The organism is Streptomyces roseus, assembly GCF_001044425.1.
GTDB classification, from domain to species: Bacteria; Actinomycetota; Actinomycetes; order Streptomycetales; family Streptomycetaceae; genus Streptomyces; species Streptomyces roseus.
Genome location: NZ_LFML01000015.1, coordinates 17,220 through 42,135, shown reverse-complemented (window position 1 = coordinate 42,135; position 24,916 = coordinate 17,220). Strand labels below are relative to the sequence as shown.

At 71.1% G+C, this 24,916-nt stretch carries 28 protein-coding genes; 8 read left to right on the top strand and 20 right to left on the bottom strand.

Annotated features, from left to right (window positions below; genetic code table 11):
- Positions 1-36: 36 nt before the first annotated feature.
- The 3 genes from ACS04_RS03905 to ACS04_RS03895 all read left to right on the top strand — a co-directional run bounded on the left by ACS04_RS03905 (position 37) and on the right by ACS04_RS03895 (position 2,777).
- Positions 37-405 carry a DUF192 domain-containing protein gene (locus ACS04_RS03905; protein ID WP_048475056.1) on the top strand — a complete coding sequence of 123 codons (369 nt, stop codon included), beginning with the start codon at positions 37-39 and terminating at the stop codon, positions 403-405.
- Between the two features lie 131 nt (positions 406-536).
- Positions 537-1,154 carry an SMI1/KNR4 family protein gene (locus ACS04_RS03900; protein ID WP_053080688.1) on the top strand — a complete coding sequence of 206 codons (618 nt, stop codon included), beginning with the start codon at positions 537-539 and terminating at the stop codon, positions 1,152-1,154.
- A gap of 336 nt (positions 1,155-1,490) precedes the next feature.
- On the top strand, positions 1,491-2,777 hold the full coding sequence (locus ACS04_RS03895) for an extracellular solute-binding protein (protein WP_048475055.1): 1,287 nt from the start codon (positions 1,491-1,493) through the stop codon (positions 2,775-2,777).
- A 214-nt stretch (positions 2,778-2,991) separates the two neighbouring features.
- Here the strand turns inward: ACS04_RS03895 and ACS04_RS03890 are convergent, their stop codons facing one another.
- The 4 genes from ACS04_RS03890 to ACS04_RS03875 form a co-directional block, all read right to left on the bottom strand.
- Complete coding sequence (locus ACS04_RS03890) at positions 2,992-3,618, bottom strand: hypothetical protein (RefSeq protein WP_048475054.1); 627 nt, start codon at positions 3,616-3,618, stop codon at positions 2,992-2,994.
- Positions 3,619-3,747: 129 nt separating this feature from the next.
- On the bottom strand, positions 3,748-4,068 hold the full coding sequence (locus ACS04_RS03885; RefSeq protein ID WP_048475053.1) for a hypothetical protein: 321 nt from the start codon (positions 4,066-4,068) through the stop codon (positions 3,748-3,750).
- A 174-nt stretch (positions 4,069-4,242) separates the two neighbouring features.
- Positions 4,243-5,115 carry a polysaccharide deacetylase family protein gene (locus ACS04_RS03880; RefSeq protein WP_048475104.1) on the bottom strand — a complete coding sequence of 291 codons (873 nt, stop codon included), beginning with the start codon at positions 5,113-5,115 and terminating at the stop codon, positions 4,243-4,245.
- 314 nt (positions 5,116-5,429) lie between these two features.
- Complete coding sequence (locus ACS04_RS03875; RefSeq protein ID WP_048475052.1) at positions 5,430-7,019, bottom strand: MDR family MFS transporter; 1,590 nt, start codon at positions 7,017-7,019, stop codon at positions 5,430-5,432.
- A gap of 117 nt (positions 7,020-7,136) precedes the next feature.
- Here ACS04_RS03875 and ACS04_RS03870 point away from each other — a divergent pair, with 117 nt between their 5' ends.
- On the top strand, positions 7,137-7,715 hold the full coding sequence (locus ACS04_RS03870; protein WP_048475051.1) for a TetR/AcrR family transcriptional regulator: 579 nt from the start codon (positions 7,137-7,139) through the stop codon (positions 7,713-7,715).
- A gap of 158 nt (positions 7,716-7,873) precedes the next feature.
- Positions 7,874-8,884: an SGNH/GDSL hydrolase family protein gene (locus ACS04_RS03865; RefSeq protein WP_048475050.1), complete on the top strand. Its 1,011-nt coding sequence runs from the start codon at positions 7,874-7,876 to the stop codon at positions 8,882-8,884.
- Positions 8,885-8,906: 22 nt separating this feature from the next.
- On the opposite strand, the gene ACS04_RS03860 is transcribed toward ACS04_RS03865, so the two are convergent.
- Together ACS04_RS03860 and ACS04_RS03855 are read right to left on the bottom strand one after the other, a co-directional pair.
- On the bottom strand, positions 8,907-9,152 hold the full coding sequence (locus ACS04_RS03860; RefSeq protein WP_048475049.1) for a hypothetical protein: 246 nt from the start codon (positions 9,150-9,152) through the stop codon (positions 8,907-8,909).
- 55 nt (positions 9,153-9,207) lie between these two features.
- On the bottom strand, positions 9,208-9,633 hold the full coding sequence (locus ACS04_RS03855; protein ID WP_048475048.1) for a nuclear transport factor 2 family protein: 426 nt from the start codon (positions 9,631-9,633) through the stop codon (positions 9,208-9,210).
- Positions 9,634-9,740: 107 nt separating this feature from the next.
- Here ACS04_RS03855 and ACS04_RS03850 point away from each other — a divergent pair, with 107 nt between their 5' ends.
- Entirely contained in the window at positions 9,741-10,283 is a 543-nt protein-coding gene (locus ACS04_RS03850) for a TetR/AcrR family transcriptional regulator (protein WP_048475103.1), read from the top strand.
- Between the two features lie 34 nt (positions 10,284-10,317).
- Here ACS04_RS03850 and ACS04_RS03845 read toward each other — a convergent pair whose 3' ends face one another.
- The 14 genes from ACS04_RS03845 to ACS04_RS03785 form a co-directional block, all read right to left on the bottom strand.
- Positions 10,318-10,965, bottom strand: a complete 648-nt coding sequence (locus ACS04_RS03845; RefSeq protein ID WP_048475047.1) for an OmpA family protein — start codon at positions 10,963-10,965, stop codon at positions 10,318-10,320.
- Positions 10,966-10,970: 5 nt separating this feature from the next.
- Complete coding sequence (locus ACS04_RS03840) at positions 10,971-11,555, bottom strand: hypothetical protein (protein WP_048475046.1); 585 nt, start codon at positions 11,553-11,555, stop codon at positions 10,971-10,973.
- A 30-nt stretch (positions 11,556-11,585) separates the two neighbouring features.
- Positions 11,586-12,221 (bottom strand): pilus assembly protein TadG-related protein, encoded by a 636-nt coding sequence (locus tag ACS04_RS36025; RefSeq protein WP_078864398.1) that lies wholly within the window; start codon positions 12,219-12,221, stop codon positions 11,586-11,588.
- The gene (locus ACS04_RS03835) at positions 12,218-12,418 is read right to left on the bottom strand and encodes a hypothetical protein (protein ID WP_048475045.1); all 201 of its coding nucleotides are present in this window, start codon (positions 12,416-12,418) and stop codon (positions 12,218-12,220) included. Before ACS04_RS03835 ends, ACS04_RS36025 begins: the two co-directional genes overlap by 4 nt.
- A gap of 110 nt (positions 12,419-12,528) precedes the next feature.
- On the bottom strand, positions 12,529-13,212 hold the full coding sequence (locus ACS04_RS03830) for a response regulator (protein WP_048475044.1): 684 nt from the start codon (positions 13,210-13,212) through the stop codon (positions 12,529-12,531).
- Complete coding sequence (locus ACS04_RS03825; protein WP_048475043.1) at positions 13,212-14,426, bottom strand: sensor histidine kinase; 1,215 nt, start codon at positions 14,424-14,426, stop codon at positions 13,212-13,214. The genes ACS04_RS03830 and ACS04_RS03825 overlap by 1 nt, the downstream gene beginning before the upstream one ends.
- A gap of 3 nt (positions 14,427-14,429) precedes the next feature.
- Positions 14,430-15,323, bottom strand: coding sequence for a DUF5936 domain-containing protein (locus ACS04_RS03820; RefSeq protein ID WP_048475042.1), 894 nt, complete (start codon positions 15,321-15,323; stop codon positions 14,430-14,432).
- 16 nt (positions 15,324-15,339) lie between these two features.
- The gene (locus ACS04_RS03815; protein ID WP_048475041.1) at positions 15,340-16,278 is read right to left on the bottom strand and encodes a type II secretion system F family protein; all 939 of its coding nucleotides are present in this window, start codon (positions 16,276-16,278) and stop codon (positions 15,340-15,342) included.
- Complete coding sequence (locus ACS04_RS03810) at positions 16,275-17,621, bottom strand: TadA family conjugal transfer-associated ATPase (protein WP_048475040.1); 1,347 nt, start codon at positions 17,619-17,621, stop codon at positions 16,275-16,277. The genes ACS04_RS03815 and ACS04_RS03810 overlap by 4 nt, the downstream gene beginning before the upstream one ends.
- A 7-nt stretch (positions 17,622-17,628) precedes the next feature.
- Complete coding sequence (locus tag ACS04_RS03805; RefSeq protein ID WP_048475039.1) at positions 17,629-17,988, bottom strand: TadE/TadG family type IV pilus assembly protein; 360 nt, start codon at positions 17,986-17,988, stop codon at positions 17,629-17,631.
- 1 nt (position 17,989) lies between these two features.
- Positions 17,990-18,355, bottom strand: coding sequence for a TadE/TadG family type IV pilus assembly protein (locus tag ACS04_RS03800; protein WP_048475038.1), 366 nt, complete (start codon positions 18,353-18,355; stop codon positions 17,990-17,992).
- 3 nt (positions 18,356-18,358) lie between these two features.
- Positions 18,359-19,636 carry a CpaE/TadZ family protein gene (locus ACS04_RS03795; protein ID WP_048475037.1) on the bottom strand — a complete coding sequence of 426 codons (1,278 nt, stop codon included), beginning with the start codon at positions 19,634-19,636 and terminating at the stop codon, positions 18,359-18,361.
- A gap of 7 nt (positions 19,637-19,643) precedes the next feature.
- Positions 19,644-20,345, bottom strand: a complete 702-nt coding sequence (gene cpaB, locus ACS04_RS03790; RefSeq protein ID WP_048475036.1) for a Flp pilus assembly protein CpaB — start codon at positions 20,343-20,345, stop codon at positions 19,644-19,646.
- A 39-nt stretch (positions 20,346-20,384) separates the two neighbouring features.
- Positions 20,385-21,302 carry a hypothetical protein gene (locus tag ACS04_RS03785; protein WP_048475035.1) on the bottom strand — a complete coding sequence of 306 codons (918 nt, stop codon included), beginning with the start codon at positions 21,300-21,302 and terminating at the stop codon, positions 20,385-20,387.
- A 382-nt stretch (positions 21,303-21,684) separates the two neighbouring features.
- On the opposite strand from ACS04_RS03785, the gene ACS04_RS03780 reads away from it, so the two are divergent.
- Entirely contained in the window at positions 21,685-23,379 is a 1,695-nt protein-coding gene (locus ACS04_RS03780) for a chitinase (RefSeq protein ID WP_048475034.1), read from the top strand.
- Between the two features lie 157 nt (positions 23,380-23,536).
- The gene (locus ACS04_RS03775) at positions 23,537-24,874 is read left to right on the top strand and encodes a M14 family metallopeptidase (RefSeq protein WP_048475033.1); all 1,338 of its coding nucleotides are present in this window, start codon (positions 23,537-23,539) and stop codon (positions 24,872-24,874) included.
- The last annotated feature ends 42 nt before the right edge of the window (positions 24,875-24,916 follow it).

Genomic DNA, 24,916 nt, shown 5'->3' with positions numbered 1-24,916 from the left:
TGGGCCCGGGGGCCCAACCGCCCCTACCCTGCCGCCATGACCACCAGAGAAGGCCTCCTCCGGCTCGGGCCGGACCTGCCTGCGGTTCCCCTGGAGATCGCGGACTCCTACCGCGCCCGCACCCGCGGGCTCCTCGGCCGCGACGGCATCCCCGGCGCGGCCCTGCTCCTGACCCCGGCCGGGAGCGTGCACACGTTCCGGATGCGGTTCGCGATCGACGTGGCGTACCTCGACCGCCGCCTGCGCGTCATCGCCCTGACCACCATGGCGCCGAACCGCCTCGGCCTGCCCCGGCTCCGCTCCCGGCACGTCCTGGAGGCCGAGGCGGGCGCGATGGCGGCCTGGGGGCTGCGGGTCGGGGCCCTGCTGTCCGTCGAGGACCGGACGGCCGGACCGACGCACTGACCCGCCCCCCCCGGCCGCCGCCGGGGGGCGAGCGGTGGCCCGGCCCGCCATGGTCCGGGGGGCACCGCCTAGGCTCCGCGCGGGGACGGCGGTAGGTTGGGGCGGTTGAGCTGGGGTCTCAGGGGAGCGGCATGACGGAGAACGCGCGGATCAAGGCGCTGGAGCAGATCATGCCGGCGACGCACGGCGCCGACGAGGACATCGACTGGCCGGCGGTCGAGGCCACCTGGCGCACCCGGTTCCCGGCCGATTTCGTCGCCTTCATGGGCCGCTTCGGCGCCGGCTCCATCAACGGCGAGGCCAGCATCCTCCTCCCGCTCCCCAAGCCCGGCCTCCAGTGGGACCCGGCCGAGATGGCCGAGGAGACCGCCAACGCCCGCCAGCTGTGGGAGGCGGAGGGCGGCCGGGCCGCCTTCGGCGTCGACCCCGAGGCGATCATCGCGTGGGGTGTCACGGGCGGCTCCGACATCCTCTGCTGGCTCACGACCGACCCCGATCCGGACCGCTGGCCCGTGCTGGTGGTCGGCCGGCACACCGCCGACGCCTTCGCCGTGTACCCGTACGGCATGGCGGAGTTCCTGTACCGGCTCTGCTCCGACGAGTTCGACGTGAGCCCGGTCAGCATCACCTTCTGGGACGGCGGGCACCTCAGCTTCGTGCACTGGCGCAAGGCCCAGCGGCGCTGGCAGGAGGGCCGCAACCCGGAGACGGGCGAGCCCGACCCGTACGCGGGCGACTTCGCCGACTGAGGACACGGGAGCGGCCAGCGGGCTGCGGCCGACGGGCCCGCGCCGGCTCCGGCCGACCCTCTGACCTGATCCGGACCTCTCACCCGCTCCGGCGCCCCAAGGGGCCGGAATCGGGCGATTCGGCATGTCTACGCGCGTCCGATTCGTTGATCACATATCGAAAAACACCAGCCGGAAAAGCCGCACTTGGAGCATTGACCACAAGTTCCGCCCCCATGGAATCAACCGCACCCGCACAGGAGAGAATTCCGGCCAACGGGCCACGGACGGACACCCCAGCCCGGAGCAACTCATAAGTAGTAACGGGACTCAAAAGAAATTCAGGGGAATACACCCGTGCAACGAAGAATCTTCGGCCCGCGTGCGGCCGCGGTCGCGCTCGGTCTGCTGCTCCCGCTGTCGGGATGCGGCGATACGGGCAACAGCGCAGGTGACAGCGGTACGCTCCGTCTGGTCGCCGCGGAATACGGGGACAGCCAGGCCACCAGTTCCAAAGCCTTCTGGGACAAGGTGACGGCGGATTTCACCAGCGCCAACCCCGGCATCAAGGTGCAGGTCCAACTCCTGCCCTGGGCGGACATCGACCGCGAGGTCTCCCGCATGGTCAAGGCCGGCAATGCGCCGGACATGGCCCTCATGGGCTCCTACTCGGACTTCGCGGCGCAGGACAAGCTCTATTCCGCGGACGAACTCCTCACGGTCACCGCGGAGGCCAACTTCCTCCAGCCGCTGGCCGAGGCCGGGTCGGTCGGCAACACCCTCTACGGCCTGCCCTGGGTGGCGAGCAGCCGGCTCCTCTTCTACAACCAGGGCCTCTTCAAGCAGGCCGGCGTCAGCGAGCCCAAGACCTGGTCCGACCTGAAGTCCGCCGCCAAGGCACTCAAGGACAAGGGCGTCAAGTACCCGTACGCGCTCCCCCTGGGTCCGGAGGAGGCGCACGCCGAGGCGATGATCTGGGAGCTCAGCAACGGCGGCGGCTACTCCGACAGCAGCGGCAACTACAACCTGGCCTCGGACCAGAACATCCAGACCTTCCGCTGGCTCAAGGACAACCTGGTCGGCCCAGGCCTGACCGGGCCCGTTCCGCCGTCCCAGCTCAACCGCGCCGACGCCTTCGCCGCGTTCACGCGCGGCGAGGTCGGCATGCTGAACGGCTACCCGCAGCTCCTCCACGAGGCGCGGGCCAAGGGCATCGACGTGCGCACCGCCGCCATGCCGGTCGCGGACAACCTCGGCTCCGGGGAGAGTCCGCCGGCCGTGGGCGTCGCCGACTGGATGATGGCGTTCAAGCAGAACGGCAAGCGCGCGGAGATCGGCAAGTTCCTGGACTTCATCTACGAGGACAAGAAGCTGTCGGACTTCGCGGGCCGGTACCACCTGCTGCCGTCGACCGTCTCGGCCTCCCGCAACCCGTCGGGCGCCGGCCTGGACAGCAACGACCAGTTCTTCCTGACCGCCCTGCGCGGCGCGCAGTTGTACCCGGTGAACGACCCCTCGTGGGTGACGGTCAGCGACACGATCAAGCGCAGCATCGGGCGGGCCGTGGAACCGAACGGCGATCCGAAGACCGTGCTGGAGGAGATCGCCGCCACGGCGAACGAGGCCGGCAAGAAGAAGCACTGACCGTGAAGAACGCCGAACATCCCGTCCGACACAGGACTTTCGACCCTGCCGCACCCCATCCCATGCGACAGAATGGCCGCAACGGCTCTTGATCCAAGGCCGCGGACCAGTCGCCGCCGACCACCCACAAGGTGCGCGGGGCGGCCGGCCCTCTCCTTCCCCCTTGCTCGGCCCTTCCCCCCTGCTCCGCCCTTGCCCGCTTCCCGTCTCCGGGTCAGACCTTGCCGTTCTCCGTCGAGAACGCCGTCCGGTACTGCTCACAGCTGGAGTCCCAGCGCAGCGTTCCCGTGAGCGTGCCGTAGCCCGAGCGCGTGAGCGACCACTCCACCGCGTACTCACCGGTGTCGCAGGCGATCCTCTTTCCGCCCGGGACCTTGGCGCGCCCCGTCGCCGGCCGGTTCGCCAGCTCCTGGTGCACCTCGACCGCCTTGGCGTGGTCCGAGACGCGGCGCAGCACGGCGTGCACGACGATCGGGTGCTTGCCGTCCTTCGTGGTCACGGCCTTCTTCACCAGCGTCGAGTCCGACACCGCCCAGCCGAAGTCGAACGAGGGCTGCCAGGCGAGGGTCTTGGGGTCGGCGACCTTCCGCTCGTAGTCGGGGGCGCCCGAGGGGCCGGGGCGGGTCACCATCTTGTACTGCACGCCGGGGTAGAAGCGGAACTGCCCCTCCACCTTGTGCATCTCGTCCTTGGTCCACTGCGACTTCATCGTCTTCTCGCCGCCGGCCGGGTCCTGGAGGTACGAGCCGTCCGCGGCGGTGGCGGCGGCCTGGCCGAGGGCGGGGGCGAGGGCCGCCGCCGCGGCGGCGAGGGCGATGGCGGCGGTACGGGTGCGCTTCATGACCGGTCCAACGGGGCCCGGCGGGGGCTGGAACGAGCCCGGGCGCGCTTTCACCCGTACGGGATGGGGCGTGCGGATGGCGGCCGCTCGGGCCTGGCTGCTCAGGCCTGGCCCCTCAGGTCCGGCTGCTCAGGCCTGGCCGGTCTCGAAACGGCTGACGCGGCCGCTGTCGGTGACGAACCGCCAGGCGGTGCGCATCTCGCCCCAGGTGTCGTTGCGGTAGTCGACGACGAGGGCGAGGCCGCCGTCGGACTCGCTGACGACGTCCATGTGCCCGTTCGCGGACCAGATCTCCTTCTCGGCCCACTGGGCGACCTCGCGGTCCGAGCCGTCGTCGGACATCGTGGCGTCCGGGGCGAGGAGGGCGGAGAAGGCGCTCCGGTCGCCGGCGTTGACGGCGGTGACGAAGGCGCGGACGGTGGGGTCGGTCAGCTGGTTCGGCGCGATCACGGGGGCCTCCTGGGTCCTGGGCGGTCGTACGGGCGGTCGTACGGGCGGTCGTACGGGTCGCGCGGTGCGGCCCGCGTCGCACGGCCGTCGTACGGGCGGCTGTGTGCGCGACCAGGGAACACCGCGGGCGGCGGTGGGGCGGCGACCTTCACCCGTTCGCCGCCGGACGGCGTGTCAGGAGCCTTCCGGGGCGGTGCGGACGGGGAATCCGGTGGGGCGGCCCCGGTCCTGCAGCCAGGCCAGCACCTGGTCGAGGGCCTCGACGGTCTGGGCGCGGTTGCCGCCGCCGTCGTGGAAGAGGACGGTCGGGCCGTTGCCGATCTCGCTCTTGACCGCCTTGACGATGGCGGCGACGCCGGGCTTCCCGAAGTCCTTGGTGTCGACGTTCCAGCCGAGCGGGCGCATGCCGTTCGCGGCGGCGATGCGGCGGCTGTCGGGGGTGAACGCGCCGCCGGGGGCGCGGTAGTACTCGACCTCGGCGCCCGCGCCGGCCGCGTCCTCGATCATCTTCTTCGCGTCCAGGATCTGCCGCTCCTGGTAGGCGACGGGCTTCCTGCCCATGCCCGTGTCGTGGTCCATGGTGTGGTCGCAGAGCCGGTGCCCCGCGGCGACGACGCGCTTGACCAGGTCGGGGTGGGCCTTGGCCTGCGGCCCGATCATGCAGAAGGTGGCCTTGACGTCGTACTTCTCCAGCACGGCGAGGACCTTGGGGGTCCACTGGGGGTCCGGGCCGTCATCGATGGTGATGTTGACGGCGTTGCCTCCGCTCTCGGAGGCGTGGGCTATGCCCTCGGGTATGCCGGACCGCGGAGCACCGCCTGCGCCCTGGGCGCCGCCGCCCTTCGCGCCGTCGTCGGGTGTGCCGGGGGTGCCGGGCGGGGCGGGCGGGTCGCTCCGGCGGGACACGTTCTCCTGCGCCGGTTGGTGTCCGGCGCCCTGGCCCGGTCCCACGAAGGTCGCCACTCCCCAGACCGTCCCGGCCACCGCGGCGGCCGCCGCCACGACGGCTGCCGTGCCCCGCATACCCTGCCCGTTCGCGCGCGCCATCAAGCCCATGATCATTCCCCTCCCCGTCCGCGTACGTGTGCGCTCTCCCTTCCATGACGATCCGTGAGGCAGACGGGTTCCCACCAATTCGCCATAAAATCCAGCTAATAGAACCTTGCTACTCGATGATCCCGATTTGAACCCCACCTGAAACAGGACGTAACGAGCTCAACCTCCCCCGCACCACCCGTACTCATGGACCCCGCGCCCCACGGCGTCGGGGCGTGAAAAAGCCCGGCCCCGGCGGGAATCCGCCGGGGCCGGGCCGATGAACCGTGAACCCGGAGGCTGCCGGGTTCGGGGGGGGCCTGGGGTCAGTGCGCGAGGGACTGCGCCGGAGCCTGCGCCCCGCTGCCGTCGGCCGCGTCCCCGCCCTGGGCCGGACCCGCGCCCCGCAGCGGGACCTCCTTGACGAACCAGGCCGCCACGAAGCCCAGTACGGCGACGCCCGCGCCGAGGAGGAACGCCGAGTGCGTACCGGCGGCGACCGCGTGCTGGTAGGCCTCGCGGATCGCCGGCTTCAGCTTGGCCAGGCTGGCCGCGTCGAGCTGGGCGGAGCCCGCTGCGGTGGCGGCGCCCGGACCGAGGCGCTCGGTCATGGTCTGGGTGACCTGGCTGGTGAACAGCGAACCCATCAGGGCCACGCCGAACGAGCCGCCGAGCGTACGGAAGAGGGTGGCCGAGGAGGACGCGACGCCCATGTCCTTCATGTCCACGCTGTTCTGAGCTACCAGCATGGTGATCTGCATCAGGAAGCCGAGGCCGGCGCCGAGGACGGCCATGTAGACGCCGGACATCAGACGCGTGGTGTCGGTGTTCATCTGCGCGAGCAGGAAGAGCCCCACGACCATGAGCGCGCCGCCCGCGATCGGGAAGATCTTGTACTTGCCGCTGCTGGTGGTGACGCGGCCCGCGATCAGCGAGACGACCATCATCGAGAGCAGCATCGGCAGGAGCAGCAGGCCGGAGTTGGTGGCGGAGGCTCCCTGGACCGACTGCTGGAACAGCGGCAGGTAGAGCACGCCGCCGAACATCGCGAAACCGACGAGGAAGCCGATGATCGACATGAGCGTGAAGTTGCGGCTGCGGAAGATGTGCAGCGGCATGACCGGCTCGGCGGCCTTGGTCTCGGCGAAGAGGAAGGCGGCGATGGACACGACGCCGACGACGATCAGGCCGATGATCTGGCCGGAGCCCCACGCGTACTCGGTGCCGCCCCAGGTCGTGACGAGGACGGTCGAGGTGATGGCGACGGTCAGGAGGGCCGCGCCCAGGTAGTCGATCTTCGGCCGCTGGCCCCCGGCCTTCTTCGGCAGGTGCAGGACGGCGGTGACCATCGCGAGGGCGACGGCGCCGAGCGGCAGGTTGATGTAGAAGGACCAGCGCCAGCCGAGGTGGTCGGTGATGGTGCCGCCGACCAGCGGGCCGCCGATCATGGCGAGGGCCATCACGCCGGCCATCATGCCCTGGTACTTGCCGCGCTCGCGGGGCGGGATCAGGTCGCCGATGATCGCCATGACGCCGACCATCAGGCCGCCGGCGCCGAGGCCCTGGACGGCGCGGAAGCCGATCAGCTGGGCCATGTCCTGGGCCATGCCGCTGAGCGCGGAGCCGATCAGGAAGATCACGATGGAGGTGAGGAAGGAGCCCTTCCGCCCGTACATGTCGCCGATCTTCCCCCATATGGGGGTGGAGGCGGCGGTCGCCAGCGTGTACGCGGTGACCACCCAGGAAAGGTGCTCCAGGCCGCCGAGCTCGCCGACGATCGTCGGCATCGCGGTACCGATGATCATGTTGTCGAGCATGGCGAGGAGCATCGCGATCATGAGTGCCATGAGGACGACACGGACGCTGCGCGGCTTCACCTCCTCGGAGATCTCCGCCGCGTTGATGTTTTCAGCCATGTCACTCCCCGTTTACCCATGCGCTCCGGGCCCTTACTTGCCGCCCGGCTAGTTCACTACACTGGGGAAGGTAGACCCGTCACTAGCCGGGCGTCAAGTAAGTAGTTTGGGAGAGCCATGTCCAGTAGCAGTCCGCAGGCGCGCCGCGGCAATACGCGCCAGCGCATCCAGGACGTCGCGCTGGAGCTCTTCGCCGAGCAGGGGTACGAGAAGACGTCGCTGCGCGAGATCGCGGAGCGGCTGGAGGTCACGAAGGCGGCGCTGTACTACCACTTCAAGACCAAGGAAGACATCATCATCAGCGTCTTCGAGGACCTGACCCGGCCGATCGACGAGCTGATCGACTGGGCGGAGCGGCAGCCGCACACACTGGAGATGAAGCGCGAGGTGCTGCGCCGCTACAGCGAGGCGATGGCGGCGGGCTCGCCGCTGTACCGCTTCATGCAGGAGAACCAGGCGACGATGCGGGAGCTGAGCATCGGCGAGACCGTGAAGCGCCGGCTGTTCACGCTGGTGGAGCTGTTGCGGACGGAGGACGGGCCGCTGACGGACCAAGTGCGGTGCGTGAGCGCGCTGTTCACCCTGCACGCCGGAATGATGTTCCTCCAGCACGTGGAGGGCAACCCGGAGGAGACCCGGCTGGCGGCCCTGGAGGTCGCGACGGACCTCATCACGCAGGCCCACCAGGCTTCGTGAGGACGCGGGCCCGGCACGCCCGCGAGGGCAATGCCTGACGCGCGATCACTCGATCCGGGGGTTTGAGTCGCGCTTCGCTACTCTCCGTAGTCAAAGCCGCTACTTTGGGTGATGCGTCTCGGCCGCCCGGGCCGGCGCATCACCCGAAGGACCGGACCATGCGCCTCGCAGCCGCCGCAGCCCTCACCCTCACCGCCTTGGCCGCGACCCTCTCCCCCACGTCCGCCGCCGCCGACAGCGGCGAGCTGACCCCCCTCGACTACACCGCCCTCGGCGACTCGTACAGCGCCGGCGCCTTCGTGCGGCCCTGGGCCGACGAGGACGGCTGCGGCCGCTCCACGCTCAGCTATCCGCAGCAGACCGCCCGCCGACTCACCCTCCGCCTGACCGACGTCACGTGTTCCGCCGCCCAGGTCAGAGCCGGCGTCCTGGAACCCCAGACCGAGCTCACCGGGCCACCGTCCGTCCCGCCCCAGGGCGGCTGGGCGCCCCGGCCGGCCCAGATCCAGGCCGTCACCGCCGCCACCGATCTCGTCACGCTCGGGATCGGCGGCAACTCCATCGGCTTCGTCGATGTCGTCGCGCGATGCATCGCGCAGGGCATCGCCTCGTTCGGAACCGGCAGCCCCTGTTCCACCCACTACACCCGCGGTTCCGGCCAGAGCCGGCTGGACGCCAGGTTCACCGCCCTGGAAGCGGACCTCGCGACCGCCCTGAAGGAGATCCGGGCCCGCGCGCCGCACGCCAAGGTGGCGGTCGTCGGGTACCCGGCCGTCGTCGCCGACACCAGCGGCTGCTCCTTCGGGTCCTGGCGCCAGCTCGGCACCGTCACCAAGGCGGACATGCCCTTCCTCGACGCGTTGGAGCGCCGGGTCAACACCGTCCTGCGCACCCAGGCCGAGCGGGCCGGCGCGGTCTACGTGGACACGTACGCCTCCAGCACCGGACACGGTGTCTGCGCGGCCCCCGACCAGCGGTGGATGTACGGGCTCAAGGACGACCTCACCGGCCCCGGCACCCAGACCGACCAGCCGTCCGACCTCTGCCGCGCGATCCCCGCCACGGGGGAGGCCTGCACGGGCCTCCACCCCAACCTCGCCGGCACCACCCACCAGAGCGACCTGGTCACCCAGGCCCTGACCGGACTGGGGGCCGCCGACAGGAGATGACCCTCAGGAGGCGCCCCGCCGATCATGCCGGGCTCGCGGCGGCCGGACCGGTACCGCAACTCGACCTGATGAACGCCGTGAGGTCCTCGGCATAGCGCTCCGGATGGGTGAGGTGGGGGAGGTGGCCGTCCCCGACCAGCGTCCGCATCCGCGCCCGGCCGCCGAGCGCGCTCGCGAGCTCGCCGACGATGGCCAGGCTGCGCAGCAGCTTGGGACGGCGGGCGGCGAGGCCGAGGGCGGTAGAGGCCCCGAAGGAGCTGGCGGCCACGCGGGCCGGGGCGCCCCGATCTCGTAGTACCGCGGGCCGGCGGGCGGCACACCTGTCAGGTGAGGCGCCGGTCCCCGGGGGTGATCGGGACGTCGTTGATGCTGGCCTCGCGGCGGCGCATCAGCCCATCGTCCTCGAACTCCCACTGCTCGTTGCCGTGGCTGCGCCACCACTGGCCGGACGCGTCGTGCCACTCGTATACGAAGCGGACGGAGATGCGGTTGCCGGTGTACGCCCACAGCTCCTTGCGGAGCCGGTAGTCGAGTTCGCGCTCCCACTTCTCGGCGAGGAACTCACGGATCTCGTCCCGGCCGCTGAGGAAGCGGTCGCGGTTTCGCCAGAACGAGTTCTCGGTGTACGCGAGGGCCACGCGCTCGGGGTCGCGGCTGTTCCAGGCGTCCTCGGCGGCCTGGACCTTGGCGCGGGCGGATTCCTCGGTGAAGGGCGGCAGGGGCGGGCGCAGGGCGGGGGCTTCGGTCATGACGGACACCTCAACGGGAGAGCCTGCGAGAACGGTCGTTCTCTATGCGTGAGGACACTAGAGAACGACCGTTCTCAATGCAAGCGATCCTGGGCTACGCTGCCTTCATGGACGACGAAGAGGCCCGGACCCGGCTGCTGGACGCGGCGGAGGCGCTGTTCTACGCCGAGGGCATCCAGGCCGTCGGCATGGACCGCATCCGCACGGAGTCGGGCGTACCGCTCAAGCGGCTCTACAAGGTCTTCCCGGCCAAGGAAGCCCTGGTCGCGGCCTACCTCGACCGTCGCGACCGGCGGTGGACGGCGAGTCTGCGCGGCGCGGTGGCGGAGGCCGCCGATCCGGTCGGGGCGGTCTTCGCGTGGCTGGCCGCGTGGTTCTCGGAGCCGGACTTCCGGGGCTGCGCGTTCCTGAACGCGTACGGGGAGCTGGGCACGGGCCCCGCCGCGGTGCTGGACGTCGTACGCCGCCACAAGGCGGAGCTGCAGGAACTCCTGGCGGAGGCCGCCGGAGCCGGGCGCGAGGACCTCGCGGACCAGCTGCTGATCCTGGTCGAGGGTGCCACGGTGGTGGCCGCCCTGACCCCCGGCCCCGCCCCGGCCCACAACGCGGCCGCGGCGGCGGCCACACTGATGCGGGCCGCCGGGGCCTGAGGGGGCGCGCCCGGGGCGCGTCCGCCCGGCGGTCCTAGCTGCCGCCGGCCGGGGTGGTGCGGGGGAAGGTGATCTCGACGCGGCGGTTCTTCTTGCGGCCTTCCTCGGTGCCGTTGTCGGCGATCGGGTAGTCCTCGCTGTAGCCGCGCACGTCGTAGACGACGCCGGGACTGGTGACGGTCTTGGCGAGCTCGGCCTGGACCGCGTCGGCGCGCTGCTTGGAGAGTTCCTTGCCGTGCTCGTAGCTGCCCTGGTCGTCGGTGAAGCCGAAGACCCGGACGCGGGTGGCCTTCTGCGTGTTGATCTCGTTGGCGATGGCCTGTATCCGGGCGGCGGCCTGGGCGTTGAAGACGGCACTGTTCTCGGGGAAGAGCACCTCCGACTGGAGGGCCATCATGACGGTCTGGTTGGTCTCCTGCCGCCGCTGCTCACCGCCGAGGTCCTCGACGACCTCGGCGATGTCCAGGACCTTGACCGGAGCGAGGGTTCCACCCTGGGGGATCTTCAAGCCGGGGGCACTGGAGTCGATGGGCACGGGCGCGGAGGCCGAGGGCTCGGTGCCGGGGGGCACGGAGGGCTTGACCCCGTCGGCGTGGGCGCTGGTCGCCCCGATGAAGTGGACCCCGGCGATGACGAGGCCGACGACGGCGGTGGATGCGGAGACGCGGTGGCGTTTATTCATGGGGGTCACCCGGAGATTTTGATGGTGGCCGTTGCGAAGGTGGGGAGGTTGAATTCAACCTCGGCAGTGTTCGTCGGGGGCGCGGGAAACTGAACGAAGAACGGCATCGACTTGCCGGCTCCGATCGAGTTCACCCCTGTGGTGCAAAGACACCTTCCCTCGGTGTCGCGCAGCACGTAGTAGCGCTTCTTTCCTGCCTTGTCGACCAAAGTGGCCCCCGCAACCGACTCGCCGCTGCTCGTGAGTTCGTTGCCGCGCCATGCCGTGGTGTGGCTGAAATCCTTGTCGCTGGTGTTCTTGAGTTGGCCGCTCACCGTGAGGAACCCGCCGCCATCGCGCTTGGCCTCGTTGACTTCGAGGACAACCCCGTCCTCCCCGGCCGCCGTCGCGATCACTGCCGGAGGAGCTGAACTCTGGTTGCCGGCTGACGGCTGCTGCGAGACACCCCCAGCGGGCTTCGGGGCGGAGGAGCTCTGCGCACCTGACGGCTTGTCGTCGCTGCCGCCGCATCCGGCCAATGTGAGGGCCAAGACCGCCGCAACCGCAACGGCCGCTCCCCCGCGGACTTGCACCTTGTGCCGCATGCTCATCTACGCAGTTTCCTTGTCTCTCGTTAGCTGTCAGTCGACCAGTCGCACGCTGAAGAGCGTTCTCGCCAGCCGGGACAACGGGCCTGGTTTCGCGGGATCCAACGTGAGGGTCTTCCCACTGCACACGAAAGCGACACTCGCCTCCCCAGGAGACGGCGATGGGCTCGGTGTTGGCGCCGGAGTCGGTGTGGGGGCAGGGGTCGGAGCCGACCGCAGAGTGCATCGCGGTTCGATCAATGCCGTGGCCGTTGCTTTGCCCTTCGTGCCACTGGCACCCGGCACGACCGAGTTTCCGACGGTGCCCTTGGTCGTCACCTTGACCGTGAACTTGGGCAGGGCAGGTTCACACTCCGCATCGGCATCGTTCAACGTGGCGAAGTCGACGGCTTTCCCACACGCGCCCGTCTCGTTGAGGAGATCGCCGTTGACGATCTTCCCCCAATCGGCGGGGGTGAGGCTGAGCAGGTCGAGGCCCAGAAATGCGTTGTCCCTCGCTTCACGCGCAGCAGCGAGTGCCCCGGCATCCGCCGCACCTTGGGCGTTACTACGGGTCGCACCTGCCATCCCGACCGCGAAGAACGCCAACGCGGCGAAAAGCAGGCCGGCAACCACCACGATGTAGATGGGGAAGGCCTGCCCTCGATCACCAGGTCGGTGGGCTGTCACTTGCCCGCTGTGATGGCGGTGATCTGATCCTTGATCTTGTTGGTGATGCTCTGACCGATGCCCGTGCCGACGATTGCGCCGATGATCACTACCACCACCAGGATGATGCCCAGGTATTCGAAGGCCGTCTGGCCTCGGTCCCGGGAGGGCCTGGTTCCGTACCGGTTCCGCATCCTCGCCAGGGTGTTCTGCAACATGGGGGTTTCCTCCCGGGCCGGTGACGCTGCTGGTTTGCGGACCGTACGGGGAGTCACCGGTGTCCACCAAGGGTCCCGGGGCCCAATTACGGACCCACTGCGCACTCCGTCTACCCATGGCCGCTCACTCCTGGACGGGCGGTTCCCAGCCAGCGTGCTATCGCCTCGCTGCGGCTCGTGCTCTGGAGCTTCGCGAAGATGCGGTTGATGTGGTTCTTCACCGTCTTCTCGCTGATGAAGCAGGCGGCGGCGATCTGCTGGTTGCTCATCCCGGACGCGATGAGGTCCATGATCTCCGCCTCCCTCGAACTCAGGCCGAAGAGAACCGAGTTGTGCAGTCCCTCGGAAGAGCGTGCCACACTTCGTTGCGGTTGCGAAGAGGTACGGAGTTCCGCGAGGAGCGCGCTCGCCGCCGTCGCCGTGAAGTGGGCCCGGCCCTCGCGGACGTCCCGGACCGCCCTGACCAGGTCTTCCGGCGTGAACTCGCCGTGGACCAGGTAGCCGCCCGCGCCCAGCAGCAGCGCTTCCCGGACGACTTCCGACTCCTGGCTGTACGTCAGCATCAGTACGGGCGCCAGCTGTACGAGGTGCGGCAGCGCCGAGATGCCGTCGACGCCCGGCATGCGCACGTCCAGCAGGATCACGTCCGGGGCGTGCCTGCGGGTCAGGCTCAGGGCTTCGCGGCCGTCCGCCGCCTGGGCCACCACCACCAGGTCCCGCGCCGTCGCCAGGAGGGACGCCAGACCCGCCCGTACCACCGGGTTGTCGTCGGCGATCAGGATGCGCAGCGGCATCACGGGCTCCCCTCCGGGGTCAGGGCCGCGAGCGGCACGCGCAGCGCCACCACCGTCCCGGGGCCGGGCCGCCGGGCCTCGATCGTCAGCCGGCCGCCCATCGCCCGCGCGCGTTCCGCCATGCCGAGCAGCCCGTAGCGGCCCCGGGTGTGCCGGGCACCCGGGGGGAGGCCGCGGCCGTCGTCCTCGATGGTCACGGTGAGCTCCGTCGGGTCCGCTGCCGCCGTGACCGTCACCCGCGAGGCCGCCGCGTGGCGGCGGGCGTTCTCCAGGGCCTCCGCGGTGATCGACAGGATGTGGTGGGCCACCGAGGCGGGCGGCTCCGGGAGGGGCCCCCGCGTGCGCAGCTCCGCTTCCGTGCCGACCAGGCGGCGGAGTTCGGCCGCCAGGGCGGTCGCGGTCCCCTCCGGTTCCCGGCGCAGGTCCGTCAGCAGGGCCCGGGACTGCGCCGCCGCCGCGCGCGCCGCACCGGAGAGGAAGGCCGCCTGGCGGCGCACGGTCGCCGGGTCCGTGGTGCGGGCCAGGGCGTCCGCCGCCAGGGCCAGGCCGTGCAGGGTCTTCGCCACCGAGTCGTGCATCTCGCGGGCCAGGTGGTCCCGTTCGGCGCGTACCGCCTCGGCCGCCGCCAGCCGGGCCCTCGCCTCGGTCAGGGCCGCGCTCGCCGCGCCGAAGCGGATGAGGAGGTCCCGCAGCGAGGCCCCCGCCGCCCCCGCCAGCAGGCACAGCGCCGGCAGCGTCAGCCCGCCGGCCACCGCGGCCACGGCCACCGCCGCGACGGCCGCGTACACCGCCGAGCCGCGCCACCCGTAGACCAGCCCGGCCAGCAGCGGGGTGCAGAGCACGGCGAAGCCGAGCGGGGACTCCGGCCGCGCCGTGACCAGCAGCAGCCCGCAGCAGGCCAGGTCCGGGGCGAGCAGCCAGCGGTGGTCCAGCAGCAGCGGCCCGAAGCGCTCCCAGTCGCGGAAGAGCACGTACGAGAGCATGAAGGTGAGCAGGATCGCGCCGCCGACCAGGTACGTCGGCCCGCCGGCCGCCGTGCGCCCCAGCGCCAGCGGCGCGCCCAGACCGATCATCACCATCCGGAAGGCGAACACCCGCCGGCAGAGCGCCCGCAGCGCGTTGGAGCGCAGCGCCGGGGAGAGTTCCCCGGCCCCCGCCGCCGCGGTCTTCCCGCGTACGGCCGGCCCCGCGAGGGGGATGTGGAGGACCGCCATGGTTCACCCGCCCCCGAGCAGTGCGCCGAAGTCCACGTCCGCGCCGTACACGAAGCCGCACACCAGCAGGATCAGCGTCCCGGGCAGCATGAACATGGTCACCGCGAACGTGGCCTTCGGGACGGCGCGGGCCGCACGCCGGCGGGCGTTCTGGGCATCCGTACGGCGCATGTCCTCGGCGATCGCGATCAGCGTGTCCACGATCGGCGAGCCCAGTTCCTCGCCCTGGAGCAGCGCGGTCACGAACTGCGCCACCTGCTCGGAGTCGTTGCGCCTGCGCAGCTCGTCGAAGGCCTGGCGGCGGCTGACGCCCATGTCCATCTGTTGCAGGGTGATCCGGATCTCGTCGGACCAGGGGCCGTCGTACTTGGCCGCCACCCGCTCCAGCGCCTGCCGGAAGCCGAGCCCCGCGCTCACCACGACCGCGAGCACGTCCAGGAAGTCGGGGAGCGTCCGCTCGATGTGGTCGCGCCGGACCCGGATCGCCGACCACAGGCCGACCTCGATCCAGAAGAGGCCGAACGCGACCATCAGCAGGGCCGGTACGAGCTGCCCGTTGATCAGCATGGCGAACGCGCCGAGCGCGCCGAGGAACCCGTACACCGCGCGGCGCGCCGCGTACCGGTCTATCGTCAGGCCCGCCGGATTGCCCGCCAGGTCGATCTGGCGGCGCTTGCGGGCGACCCGGGCCGGGCCCATCAGCCGCAGGACGAGCGGCGCCCAGCGGATGCCGAGGCGGTCGACGGCCGATCCGACGGCGGTCGTACGGGTGGCGCCGACCTCCAGGGCGAGCGCGAGGTCGCTCGGCAGTTTGACCTCGGCGCGGTAGAGGCGGATGCCGTGGAAGACGCCGAGGACCGAGATCCCCAGCAGTACGGCGAGCAGCAGGGCCGTCATGTCCGTCGTCGCCCCCTCACACGTCGATCTTCGAGAGCCGCCGGATCAGGACGAAGCCCAGCGTGAAGAGCCCGATCGCCACCAGCACGGCCGTCTGGCCGAAGAACGCGCCGGTCATCCGGTCCAGCGCACCCGGCATCATCGCGTTCACGAGCAGCAGCGAGCCGAGCCCGATCGCCGGTACCAGGTAGGCGGTGACCGTCACCTGGGAGAGCTGGGTGCGGACCTCGCGCCGCGTCTCCTTGCGCTGTTCCAGTGTCACGGTCAGGTTGCGCAGGCTGCCGACGATCGCGCCGCCCGCGCGCGCGGACAGCACCAGCGTCGAGACGAGGACGACCAGCTCGCGCGAGGGCAGCCGTTCGGCGATCTCGCCCAGTGCCTCGTCGATGGAGTGGCCGACGGCGAGCCGGTCGGCGACGCGGGAGAGTTCCTCGCCGGCGGGGGCCTCCAGCTCCTCCGCCGCTATGGCGATGGCGGTACGGAGGGCCAGCCCGGCCTGGGTGGCGTTGGCCAGGATCCTCGCGAGCTCGGGCAGCTGGTTGATGAACCGCTCGCTGCGCCGGGCCCGCTGCCAGTTGAGGTACGCGTCGGCCGCCCACAGGCCGATCAGGCCGGCGACCGGCCCGAAGAAGGGGGCCAGGAAGCTGGCCGCGACCAGCCACACCCCGGCCACCGACATCAGCACGTAGACGAAGAACTCGCCGGGAGTGAGGTCCAGGCCGGTCACGGCCAGTTTCAGCTCGATCCGTCTGCCGAGGGCGGTCCGGCGCAGCCGCCGGTCCACCCCGGGGAAGCGGCGCCGGCGGCCCGAGGGCTCCGGTGCGCCGTCGGCGGCGAGGCGTTCGACGAGGGCGGCGCGCTGGGCGCGGCCGGCGGCGTACGCCTGGACGCCCGCGACCACGAGGACGCAGGCCAGCAGGGTGATGCCGAGGGTGAGGAGGATCAGTGGGTTCACAGGACGGTCCGGGTGATGCGGGTGGCGAGCTGGTCGTCGGACATGGCGACCCCGAAGGCCTGCGGGATCGGCTGGTTGTTCATGTAGAGGCGGTCCGCGATCCGGCGCGGCAGCGGGTGGTACTCGAAGTACCCGTGCACGCGGCCGTCGGCGCCCATCGGCTGGGCGGCGAACCGGCAGACGGTGGTGATCCGGAAGGGCTCGCGCCCGTGCGAATCGAGGATGGCGATCTCGGTGAGGCGGCGCGAGCCGTCGCCGAACCGGGTCAGCTGGACGACCACGTTCACGGCGCTGTTGATCTGGTCCTGGAGGGCCTCGAAGGGGACCTCCACCTCGGACATCGACGCGAGGGTCTGCAGGCGCATGAGCGCGTCCTCGGCGCTGTTGGCGTGGACGGTGGCCAGGGAGCCGTCGTGGCCGGTGGACATCGCCTGGAGCATGTCGAGGGTCTCGCCGCCGCGGACCTCGCCGACGATGATGCGGTCGGGGCGCATGCGCAGGGAGTTGCGTACGAGGTCGCGGATGGTGATCCGGCCCTTGCCCTCGACGTTCGCCGGGCGGGATTCGAGGCGGATGACGTGGGCCTGCTGGAGCTGGAGCTCCGCCGAGTCCTCGATGGTGATGATCCGCTCGCCTTCCGGGATCAGTCCGGAGAGGGCGTTGAGGAGGGTGGTCTTGCCGGTGCCGGTGGCCCCGGAGACGATGACGTTCATCTTCGCCTGGACCAGCCCGGACAGCAGCAGGAGCATCTGCTCGTCCAGCGAGCCGAGGCCGATCATCTCGTGCAGGGTGAAGGCGCGCGGGAAGCGGCGGATCGTGAGGGTGGCGCCGGTCAGGGAGAGCGGCGGGATGATCACGTTGACGCGCTCGCCGCTGGGCAGGCGCGCGTCGACCATCGGATTGGCCTCGTCCACGCGCCGGTTGACGGTGGAGACGATGCGCTCGATGGTCTGCATCAGCTGCTCGTTCGAGGCGAAGCGCAGCGGCAGCTGTTCGACCCGGCCGGCGCGCTCGACGAAGATCTGGTCCGGTCCGTTGACCATGATCTCGGAGATGGAGGCGTCTTCCAGGAGCGGTTCGAGCACGCCGAGGCCGAGCGCCTCGTCCACGACGCGGCGGATCAGCTGCGCCCGCTCGACGGTGGACAGGACCGGGCCCTCGCGGCTGATGATGTGCCCGAGTACGCGCTCCAGCCGCGCGCGGCGCTCGGCGGGCGCGAGCGCCGACATCTCGGCGAGGTCGATCTCCTCCAGCAGCTTCGCGCGGTACGCGGAGACCAGCCGGCCGTCCTCGCGCGGACTGTGCCGGTCGTCGGGGGCGTTGACGCGGGAACGCAGGCTCATGGTGCGCTCACCCCTTCGGATCGTCGTTGGGCATGACGGCCGTTCGCTCGGCCTTGACGGGGTCCAGGCCGGGCACGATCGACCTGACGGTGATGCTCACCCTCGCCGTCACCGCGTCGCGCGTCTCGGCGACGTCGATCACCGCCAGCGAGGCGAGGCTCGGCCGGATCGCCGCCTTTCCGGCCGCCTCCCCGCCCTCGCCCTTGCGGGCCTCCACGCGGGCGGCGGTGCGGGCGGCGGTGTCCGCCTGCTGCTCCACGTACGCGACCCAGCCCAGCTGGATCCCGCAGAGCGCGACGAACAGCAGGATCGGGATGAAGCCGATGTACTCCAGGGCCACTTGGCCCCGGTCGCGTTCTCGTCCCACCTCAGTCCTCCTCTTCCTTCGGGGAGCCGCCCTCGCCCGTGATCGGCGTACCGATGTCCAGGCCCGGGAAGAAGACCGGCAGGTTGAGTTCCACGGTCGCCTTGTAGACGTCGCCCGACGCGCCGCAGCGCACGCTCATGTGCCAGGCGCCCGCGATGTGCCGGCGCGCCGCCGCATCGCACGCCCCGTCCCCGTGCACCGCGCCCACGCGGGCCGCCTCGTCCGCCGCGTTGCCCGCCAGCGAGAACGCGTACCCGATCAGTACGCACTCCCAGACCGCCGCCACGAGCAGCAGGATCAGCGGCACCATGCCGACGAACTCGACCGCCACCTGTCCGCGGTCCCGTACGGGTCTGCGCGCGGACATCCGTCAGCCCTCCCGGCCCCGGCGCAGCCGCGCCACCGGGCCCGCGGTCCGCACCGCCAGGGCCGCGCCCGGGAAACCCGCGGCGGCGGCCTCGGGCTCCGCCTCGGACGGGGCGGCCAGCAGGCCGAGTTCGCCCGCCAGGGTCCACAGCGCCCGCTTGACGGCGGAGCGGTTGTCGAGGTCCTGCACCCGGCCGGCGTCCACCACCGCCTGGAGCTCCTTGAAGGCGGCGGGCACCGGGGTCCGGGTGGCCCGCGTCTTGGTGATCTTCTCGATCAGGGAGGGCTGGATCTCCGTGTGCTTGCTCCAGCGGTTGACCACCATCGCGGTGTCCTCGGCCTTGCGCACCTGGAGCCTCTCCCACATCCGCACCAGCCGCTTGGCCGCCCGTACGCAGACCACGTCCGGGGTGGTGACCAGGACGGCCACGTCCGCCATCTCCACGGCCGCCGCGTTCGCGCCGGTCACCTGGGAGCCGCAGTCGATGACGACGAGCTCGTACCGGCTGCGCAGGGCTCCGACGATGTGCCGGGCGGCGCGCTCGTCGACCTCCTCGCCCCGCTCGCCCTCCGCGGGGGCCAGCAGCAGCGCGAGCCCGGTCCGGTCCTCGTACACCGCGTCCTGGAGCACCCGCGGGGAGATGTCGTGGATCCCGGCGAGGTCGGCGATCGAGCGCCGGAACTGCACGTCGAGGTAGGAGCCGACGTCGCCGGCCTGGAGGTCCATGTCGACCAGGGCCGTACGCCGCCCCGAGGCGGCCGCGGCCAGCGCGAACTGCACGGCGGCGAAGGTGGTGCCGACGCCGCCCTTGGCCCCGGCGACGGTGACCACCTTGCCGCCGGGGCCGGTGAACGCGTCGGCCCCCCGGCCCAGGTGGCGGCGTACGCCCGTGGACCACTGGGCGGCGGCCTGGACGCGGGCGGCGAGCTCCTCGTAGGCGAGCGGCAGTCCGATCACGCCCCGGGCGCCCGAGTCCATGGCGGCGGAGAACACCGCCGGTCCGGCGTCCGAGGAGACCAGCACCACGCCCACCGCGGGGAACCGCAGGGCCACCTCGCGGATGAGGTCGAGCGCGGGCACCGGCCCGATCCGCTCGTGTACGAGGACCACCTCGGGCAGCTCGTCGATGGACTCGGCGGCCAGCCGCCCCAGCGTGTCGAGCAGGGTGGTGGAGTCGGGGACCGGGGCGCCCGGTTCGGCGGCCGGGAGCTGGCTGAGGAGGGAGGAGATGGCGCGGGCGGCGTCCGGGTCGGCGGCCGCGGGGAGGATTCGGGTGGTCATCCGGGCCTCACTTGTCCCCGTCGAGGGTGTACGTACGGTCGCCCGGGCCGGGCGCGGAGTCGGTGCCGGGGGCCACCAGGGCCAGGCGCACGTGCTCCGCGAAGGACTCGGCGTACGCGACGCGCTGGGTGTCCTTGGTGTTCAGGGCGAAGGTGATCGGGACCGCCTCGGCGGGGCCCTTCTTGTCGCTGTCCTTGTCGAGGGCGGTGAGTCGGCCGACGTTCAGGACGCGGGCGTTGGCCACGATGATCACCGAGCGGGAGGGGTCGGACTCCTTGGCCCCCTTGAAGGTGGCGATGATGTTGACCTTGGCGCCGGAGTAGATCTTGCCGGCCACCCCCGTCGACGCGTCGATCATGATCGCGATCTCCTGCTCCCCCGGCTGGAGCTGCGGTTTGTCGACGAACATGTCCGACTGGAGCAGCGAGCCCTTGCGCAGGGTGGTGAGCGCGATCTTGTCCTTGAGCCGGCCCAGATCGGTCACGGCGGTGTCGGACAGCCAGCGCTTGGGGATGGAGATCTCCTCGAACTGGCCCGCCGACAGCGGGCTGTACGGCGGGATGTCGCCCTTGGCGCGGTAGGCGGTGACCTCGGCCCCGACCTTGGAATTGACGTCGCCGATCACCACGAGGACCCCGCCGAACGCCGCGAGGGCGCACAGGACCGACAGGAGCAGCAGGATGACGCCGCGGCGCTGGCGTGAGTTCATGGGCCGTACTACCTCGCCGTTCTTCGATCGGTCAGCCGGTCAGTGTCTTGGTCTGGGGACGCCGGCGAAGGCCGGCGGCGCGGTGCGCTCCCCGGTCCCGGCCGGCGGCGGGGCGGCCAGGGGAGCGGCGCAGAAGCCGCAGCGGTCGCCGATCAGTTCGAGGCCGCACCAGTGGCACTCCTCGCGGCGGACGGAGGCGACCAGCTGGTAGAGCACGGAGGGGTCCGGGATGGCGGCCGCGAACTCGATCAGCTTCGCCGTGGCCCACCACGCGGGGGAGTCGGCGGGGAGCGGGTTCTCCATCACGCCCTGGACCCGCCAGGCGGGGGCGAGTTCGGCCGTGACCCAGTCGGAGGAGAGCTGGCCGCGCGCGAAGGTCAGGTGGGTGGCGTAGGCCGGTCCGGGCGGCAGCGCGGAGCCCCCGGCGTGGGCGCCGCCCCCGCCGGAGCCGGTCAGCCTGGCCAGGTGCGGGGTCGGGTGGGCGAGTACGGCGAACTGGGCGCCCGGCGACCAGGAGCGGGCGTGCGCCTTGAGGCCCACCGGGACCCGGTCCAGTCTGGCGACCGAGCCCAGCAGGGCCCCGGCGTGGATGTAGTGGGAGAGCAGCCGGGCCGCGCAGGCGATGATTCCGGGGCTGAAGTCGCACACGCTGAGCTGGCGCAGCTGACGCACCAGCAGGGCCGTGGCCAGTGGGGGCAGATCGATGTCGAGGAGGGCGATCCGGTCGGTCTCCAGGATGGCCCGTACGGTGCGCAGCCGCTGGACGGTCGCCGTCGGCAACCAGGGCGGTACGACGGCCACGAGGTGGCCGTGGCGCTCCAGCAGGGCGCTGGTCTCGGCGAGGGCTCCCGCGAGGTCGAGCTGTCCGGGCGGGTGCAGGACGACGGCCGGCGGTGTGTGCCGGTCGGGGGCCGGAAGCACCAGATCTGCGCTGGTGACGGCAATGGCGGTCGGCACGCGAATCCCCCTGTTCACCCCGTACGCCCCATACGTCGGCGCCGCCGTCACGTACGCGCACCCCTGCGCGACCGCAAACGTTCGGCGCCCTTCCCCCTTGCCCCAGCACCATATCCGCGTCGTCCCTGGCGGGGCAGGGCCTTGGTGATTCCCGTACCGGCGGCCCCGGTCACAGGTGGCGGGAAACCCGGACATCCGGGAGCGGACGGCCGATCAATTCAAGCCACATTGCAAAGAGCCTTGACAGGGAGATTGGTCTGGACCAACTTGGGGCCCACGCCGTGACGTTCCCATCGGGCCTCCCCCACCCAGGGCTCCGGGCGCGTTCGCCCATCTGTTCCACCTCCCCCTTCACATCCCCTTCTCCCCCCACGGAGACCACGTGAACCGCATACGCTCGCTCGCCCTGCTGGGCGCCGCCACCCTGACCGCAGGCGGGCTGACCGCTCTCGCCGCCGGCACCGCGCAAGCCGCCGACGTCAACGTCGTCCGCAACGGAGGCTTCGAGTCCGGTCTGGCGAACTGGACCTGTACCTCCGGGAGCGGCACCGTCGTCTCCGCGCCCGTCCACGGCGGAGCCGCCGCCCTCAAGGCCACCCCCGCGGGCCAGGACAGCGCGCAGTGCAGCCAGACCGTCACGGTCAAGCCGAACTCCACGTACACGCTCAGCGAGCAGGTGCAGGGCTCGTACGTCTACCTCGGCGTGACCGGGACCGGCACGCAGGACGTGTCCACCTGGACCCCCGGCTCGGGCGGCGGCTGGCAGCAGCTCTCCACCACCTTCACCACGGGGGCGAACACCACCCAGGTCACCGTGTGGACGCACGGCTGGTACGGGCAGCCGGCCTACGTCGTCGACGACTTCAGCGTGTTCGGCCCGGACGGCGGCGGGGGCACCGACCCGGGACCGTCCGTCCCCGGCGCCCCGGGCGGGACCGCCGTTTCCGGCCAGAGCGCGAACGCGCTCACCCTTTCGTGGAACGCGGTCAGCGGGGCGAGCGGCTACTACGTCTATCAGGACGGCGTTCGCGTCAAGACCGTGACCGGATCCCCCGCCCAGATCACCGGGCTCGCCGCGGCCACCTCGTACTCCTTCCAGGTGAGCGCGTACAACGCGGCCGGCGAGGGCCCGAAGTCGGCGGCGGTGACCGGGACGACGACCGGCGGCGGCAACCCGAACCCGAACCCCTCGGTGCCCAAGCACGCCCTGACGGGCTACTGGCAGAACTTCAACAACGGCGCGACCGTCCAGAAGATCTCCGACGTCCCGTCGCAGTACGACATCATCGCGGTCTCCTTCGCCGACGCCACGGCCACGCCCGGGGCCATCACGTTCAACCTCGACTCCGCGGGCCTCGGCGGCTACACGGTCGCCCAGTTCAAGGCAGACATCGCGGCGAAGAAGGCGGCCGGCAAGTCCGTCATCCTCTCGGTCGGGGGCGAGAAGGGCACCATCTCGGTCAACGACTCCACCTCCGCGAACAACCTGGCGAATTCGGCCTACGCGCTGATGCAGGAGTACGGCTTCGGCGGGATCGACATCGACCTGGAGAACGGCCTCAACCCGACCTACATGACGCAGGCGCTGCGCTCGCTCTCCGCCAAGGCGGGCTCCTCGCTCGTCATCACGATGGCCCCGCAGACCATCGACATGCAGTCGACGGCGGGCGGCTACTTCAAGACGGCGCTGAACATCAAGGACATCCTGACCGTCGTCAACATGCAGTACTACAACAGCGGCGCGATGAACGGCTGCGACGGCAAGGTGTACTCGCAGGGCTCGGTGGACTTCCTCACCGCGCTGGCCTGCATCCAGCTGGAGGGCGGGCTCGACCCCTCGCAGGTGGGCATCGGCGTACCGGCCTCGCCGAGCGGCGCGGGCAGCGGCTACGTCTCCCCGACCATCGTGAACAACGCGCTGGACTGCCTGGCCAGGGGCACGAACTGCGGGACCTTCAAGCCGTCGCGGACCTACCCGGGGCTGCGCGGCGCGATGACCTGGTCGACCAACTGGGACGCCAAGGCGGGTGGCGCTTGGTCCAACTCGGTGGGTCCGAAGGTTCACGCGCTGCCCTAGGCGGTACGTGTGGGGGTGGCCGTCCCGGTGGAGGGCCGACCGCCGGGACTCCCGCCCGGCGGATCTGGCCGGAATCGAGTTCTTGACCGGGACATGCCAGGAGAGCACGCTGTGCGCGTCCGCACGGCTACCCCCACACTCCCACCCAGGAGAACGCATGCGGCTCCACACCCGACGCAGGGCCGCCGTCACGGCGGCCCTGCTCGCTCTCGCGCTCGGCGCACCCGCCTACGGCATGAGCGCGACGGCGGCCCCGCCGCCCACCCCCTCGACCGCCACCCAGGACGAGGCCGTCGTCCAGTACGAGATCAAGGGCCCGGCCACCCCGGCCGAGCGAACGGCCCTGCTCCGTACGGGCGTCTCCATCGACGAGGTCGACGCCCGCTCGGTCGTCGTCAGCGCCGATCCGATGCAGGCCCGGGAGCTGCGCGCGCTCGGCTACAAGCTGACCGCTCTGCCCGGACCGCCGGACCGCTCCGAGCGCGGCGTCGCGGCGAGCCCGATGGACTTCCCGTCCAAGGACTCGATGTACCACAACTACGCCGAGGCCAGCGCGGAGATCGACCAGCGCATCGCGCAGTACCCCTCGATCATGAGCAAGAAGGTGATCGGGAAGTCGTACCAGGGCCGGGACATCATCGCCATCAAGATCAGCGACAACGTCGCGACCGACGAGAACGAGCCCGAGGTGCTCTTCACGCACCACCAGCACGCCCGCGAGCACCTGACCGTCGAGATGGCGCTCTACCTGCTCAAGGAGTTCGGCTCCAAGTACGGCACCGACTCGCGGATCACCAACATGGTCAACGGCCGCGAGATCTGGATCGTGCCGGACCTCAACCCGGACGGCGGCGAGTACGACATCGCCACCGGCTCCTACCGCTCCTGGCGCAAGAACCGGCAGCCGAATTCCGGCTCCTCGTACGTCGGCACCGACCTCAACCGCAACTGGGACTACAAGTGGGGCTGCTGCGGCGGCTCCAGCGGCTCCAAGAGCTCCGAGACCTACCGCGGCGCGGCCGCCGAGTCGGGCCCCGAGGTGAAGGTGGTCGCGGACTTCGTGCGCAGCCGGGTGGTCGGCGGCAAGCAGCAGATCACGGCCGCGATCGACTTCCACACGTACAGCGAGCTGGTGCTGTGGCCGTTCGGGTGGACGTACAACGACACGGCGCCGGGCCTGACGGCCGACGACCTCGCCGTGTACAAGACCATCGGCACGAGCATGGCGCGGAGCAACGGCTACACGCCGGAGCAGTCGAGCGACCTGTACATCACGGACGGGACGATCGACGACTGGCTGTGGGGCAACCAGAAGATCTTCGCGTACACCTTCGAGATGTACCCGACCGACTCGGGCAGCGGCGGCGGCTTCTACCCGCCGGACGAGGTGATCGACCGGGAGACGGCGCGCAACCGCGACGCCGTGCTGCAACTGCTGGAGAACGCGGACTGCATGTACCGCTCGATCGGGAAGCAGGCGCAGTACTGCACGTGAGCCGAGTGCGTGACACCGGGGCGCCCCACCGCCAGGGGGGCG

Bases quoted from the DNA above. Each gene is read 5' to 3' on its own strand.
- ACS04_RS03905 (WP_048475056.1), top strand. From the start codon at position 37: ATGACCACCAGAGAAGGCCTCCTCCGGCTCGGGCCGGACCTGCCTGCG.
- ACS04_RS03900 (WP_053080688.1), top strand. From the start codon at position 537: ATGACGGAGAACGCGCGGATCAAGGCGCTGGAGCAGATCATGCCGGCG.
- ACS04_RS03890 (WP_048475054.1), bottom strand. From the start codon at position 3,618: ATGAAGCGCACCCGTACCGCCGCCATCGCCCTCGCCGCCGCGGCGGCG.
- ACS04_RS03880 (WP_048475104.1), bottom strand. From the start codon at position 5,115: ATGGCGCGCGCGAACGGGCAGGGTATGCGGGGCACGGCAGCCGTCGTG.
- ACS04_RS03875 (WP_048475052.1), bottom strand. From the start codon at position 7,019: ATGGCTGAAAACATCAACGCGGCGGAGATCTCCGAGGAGGTGAAGCCG.
- ACS04_RS03870 (WP_048475051.1), top strand. From the start codon at position 7,137: ATGTCCAGTAGCAGTCCGCAGGCGCGCCGCGGCAATACGCGCCAGCGC.
- ACS04_RS03865 (WP_048475050.1), top strand. From the start codon at position 7,874: ATGCGCCTCGCAGCCGCCGCAGCCCTCACCCTCACCGCCTTGGCCGCG.
- ACS04_RS03855 (WP_048475048.1), bottom strand. From the start codon at position 9,633: ATGACCGAAGCCCCCGCCCTGCGCCCGCCCCTGCCGCCCTTCACCGAG.
- ACS04_RS03850 (WP_048475103.1), top strand. From the start codon at position 9,741: ATGGACGACGAAGAGGCCCGGACCCGGCTGCTGGACGCGGCGGAGGCG.
- ACS04_RS03845 (WP_048475047.1), bottom strand. From the start codon at position 10,965: ATGAATAAACGCCACCGCGTCTCCGCATCCACCGCCGTCGTCGGCCTC.
- ACS04_RS03840 (WP_048475046.1), bottom strand. From the start codon at position 11,555: ATGAGCATGCGGCACAAGGTGCAAGTCCGCGGGGGAGCGGCCGTTGCG.
- ACS04_RS03835 (WP_048475045.1), bottom strand. From the start codon at position 12,418: ATGTTGCAGAACACCCTGGCGAGGATGCGGAACCGGTACGGAACCAGG.
- ACS04_RS03830 (WP_048475044.1), bottom strand. From the start codon at position 13,212: ATGCCGCTGCGCATCCTGATCGCCGACGACAACCCGGTGGTACGGGCG.
- ACS04_RS03825 (WP_048475043.1), bottom strand. From the start codon at position 14,426: ATGGCGGTCCTCCACATCCCCCTCGCGGGGCCGGCCGTACGCGGGAAG.
- ACS04_RS03820 (WP_048475042.1), bottom strand. From the start codon at position 15,323: ATGACGGCCCTGCTGCTCGCCGTACTGCTGGGGATCTCGGTCCTCGGC.
- ACS04_RS03810 (WP_048475040.1), bottom strand. From the start codon at position 17,621: ATGAGCCTGCGTTCCCGCGTCAACGCCCCCGACGACCGGCACAGTCCG.
- ACS04_RS03800 (WP_048475038.1), bottom strand. From the start codon at position 18,355: ATGTCCGCGCGCAGACCCGTACGGGACCGCGGACAGGTGGCGGTCGAG.
- ACS04_RS03795 (WP_048475037.1), bottom strand. From the start codon at position 19,636: ATGACCACCCGAATCCTCCCCGCGGCCGCCGACCCGGACGCCGCCCGC.
- cpaB (WP_048475036.1), bottom strand. From the start codon at position 20,345: ATGAACTCACGCCAGCGCCGCGGCGTCATCCTGCTGCTCCTGTCGGTC.
- ACS04_RS03775 (WP_048475033.1), top strand. From the start codon at position 23,537: ATGCGGCTCCACACCCGACGCAGGGCCGCCGTCACGGCGGCCCTGCTC.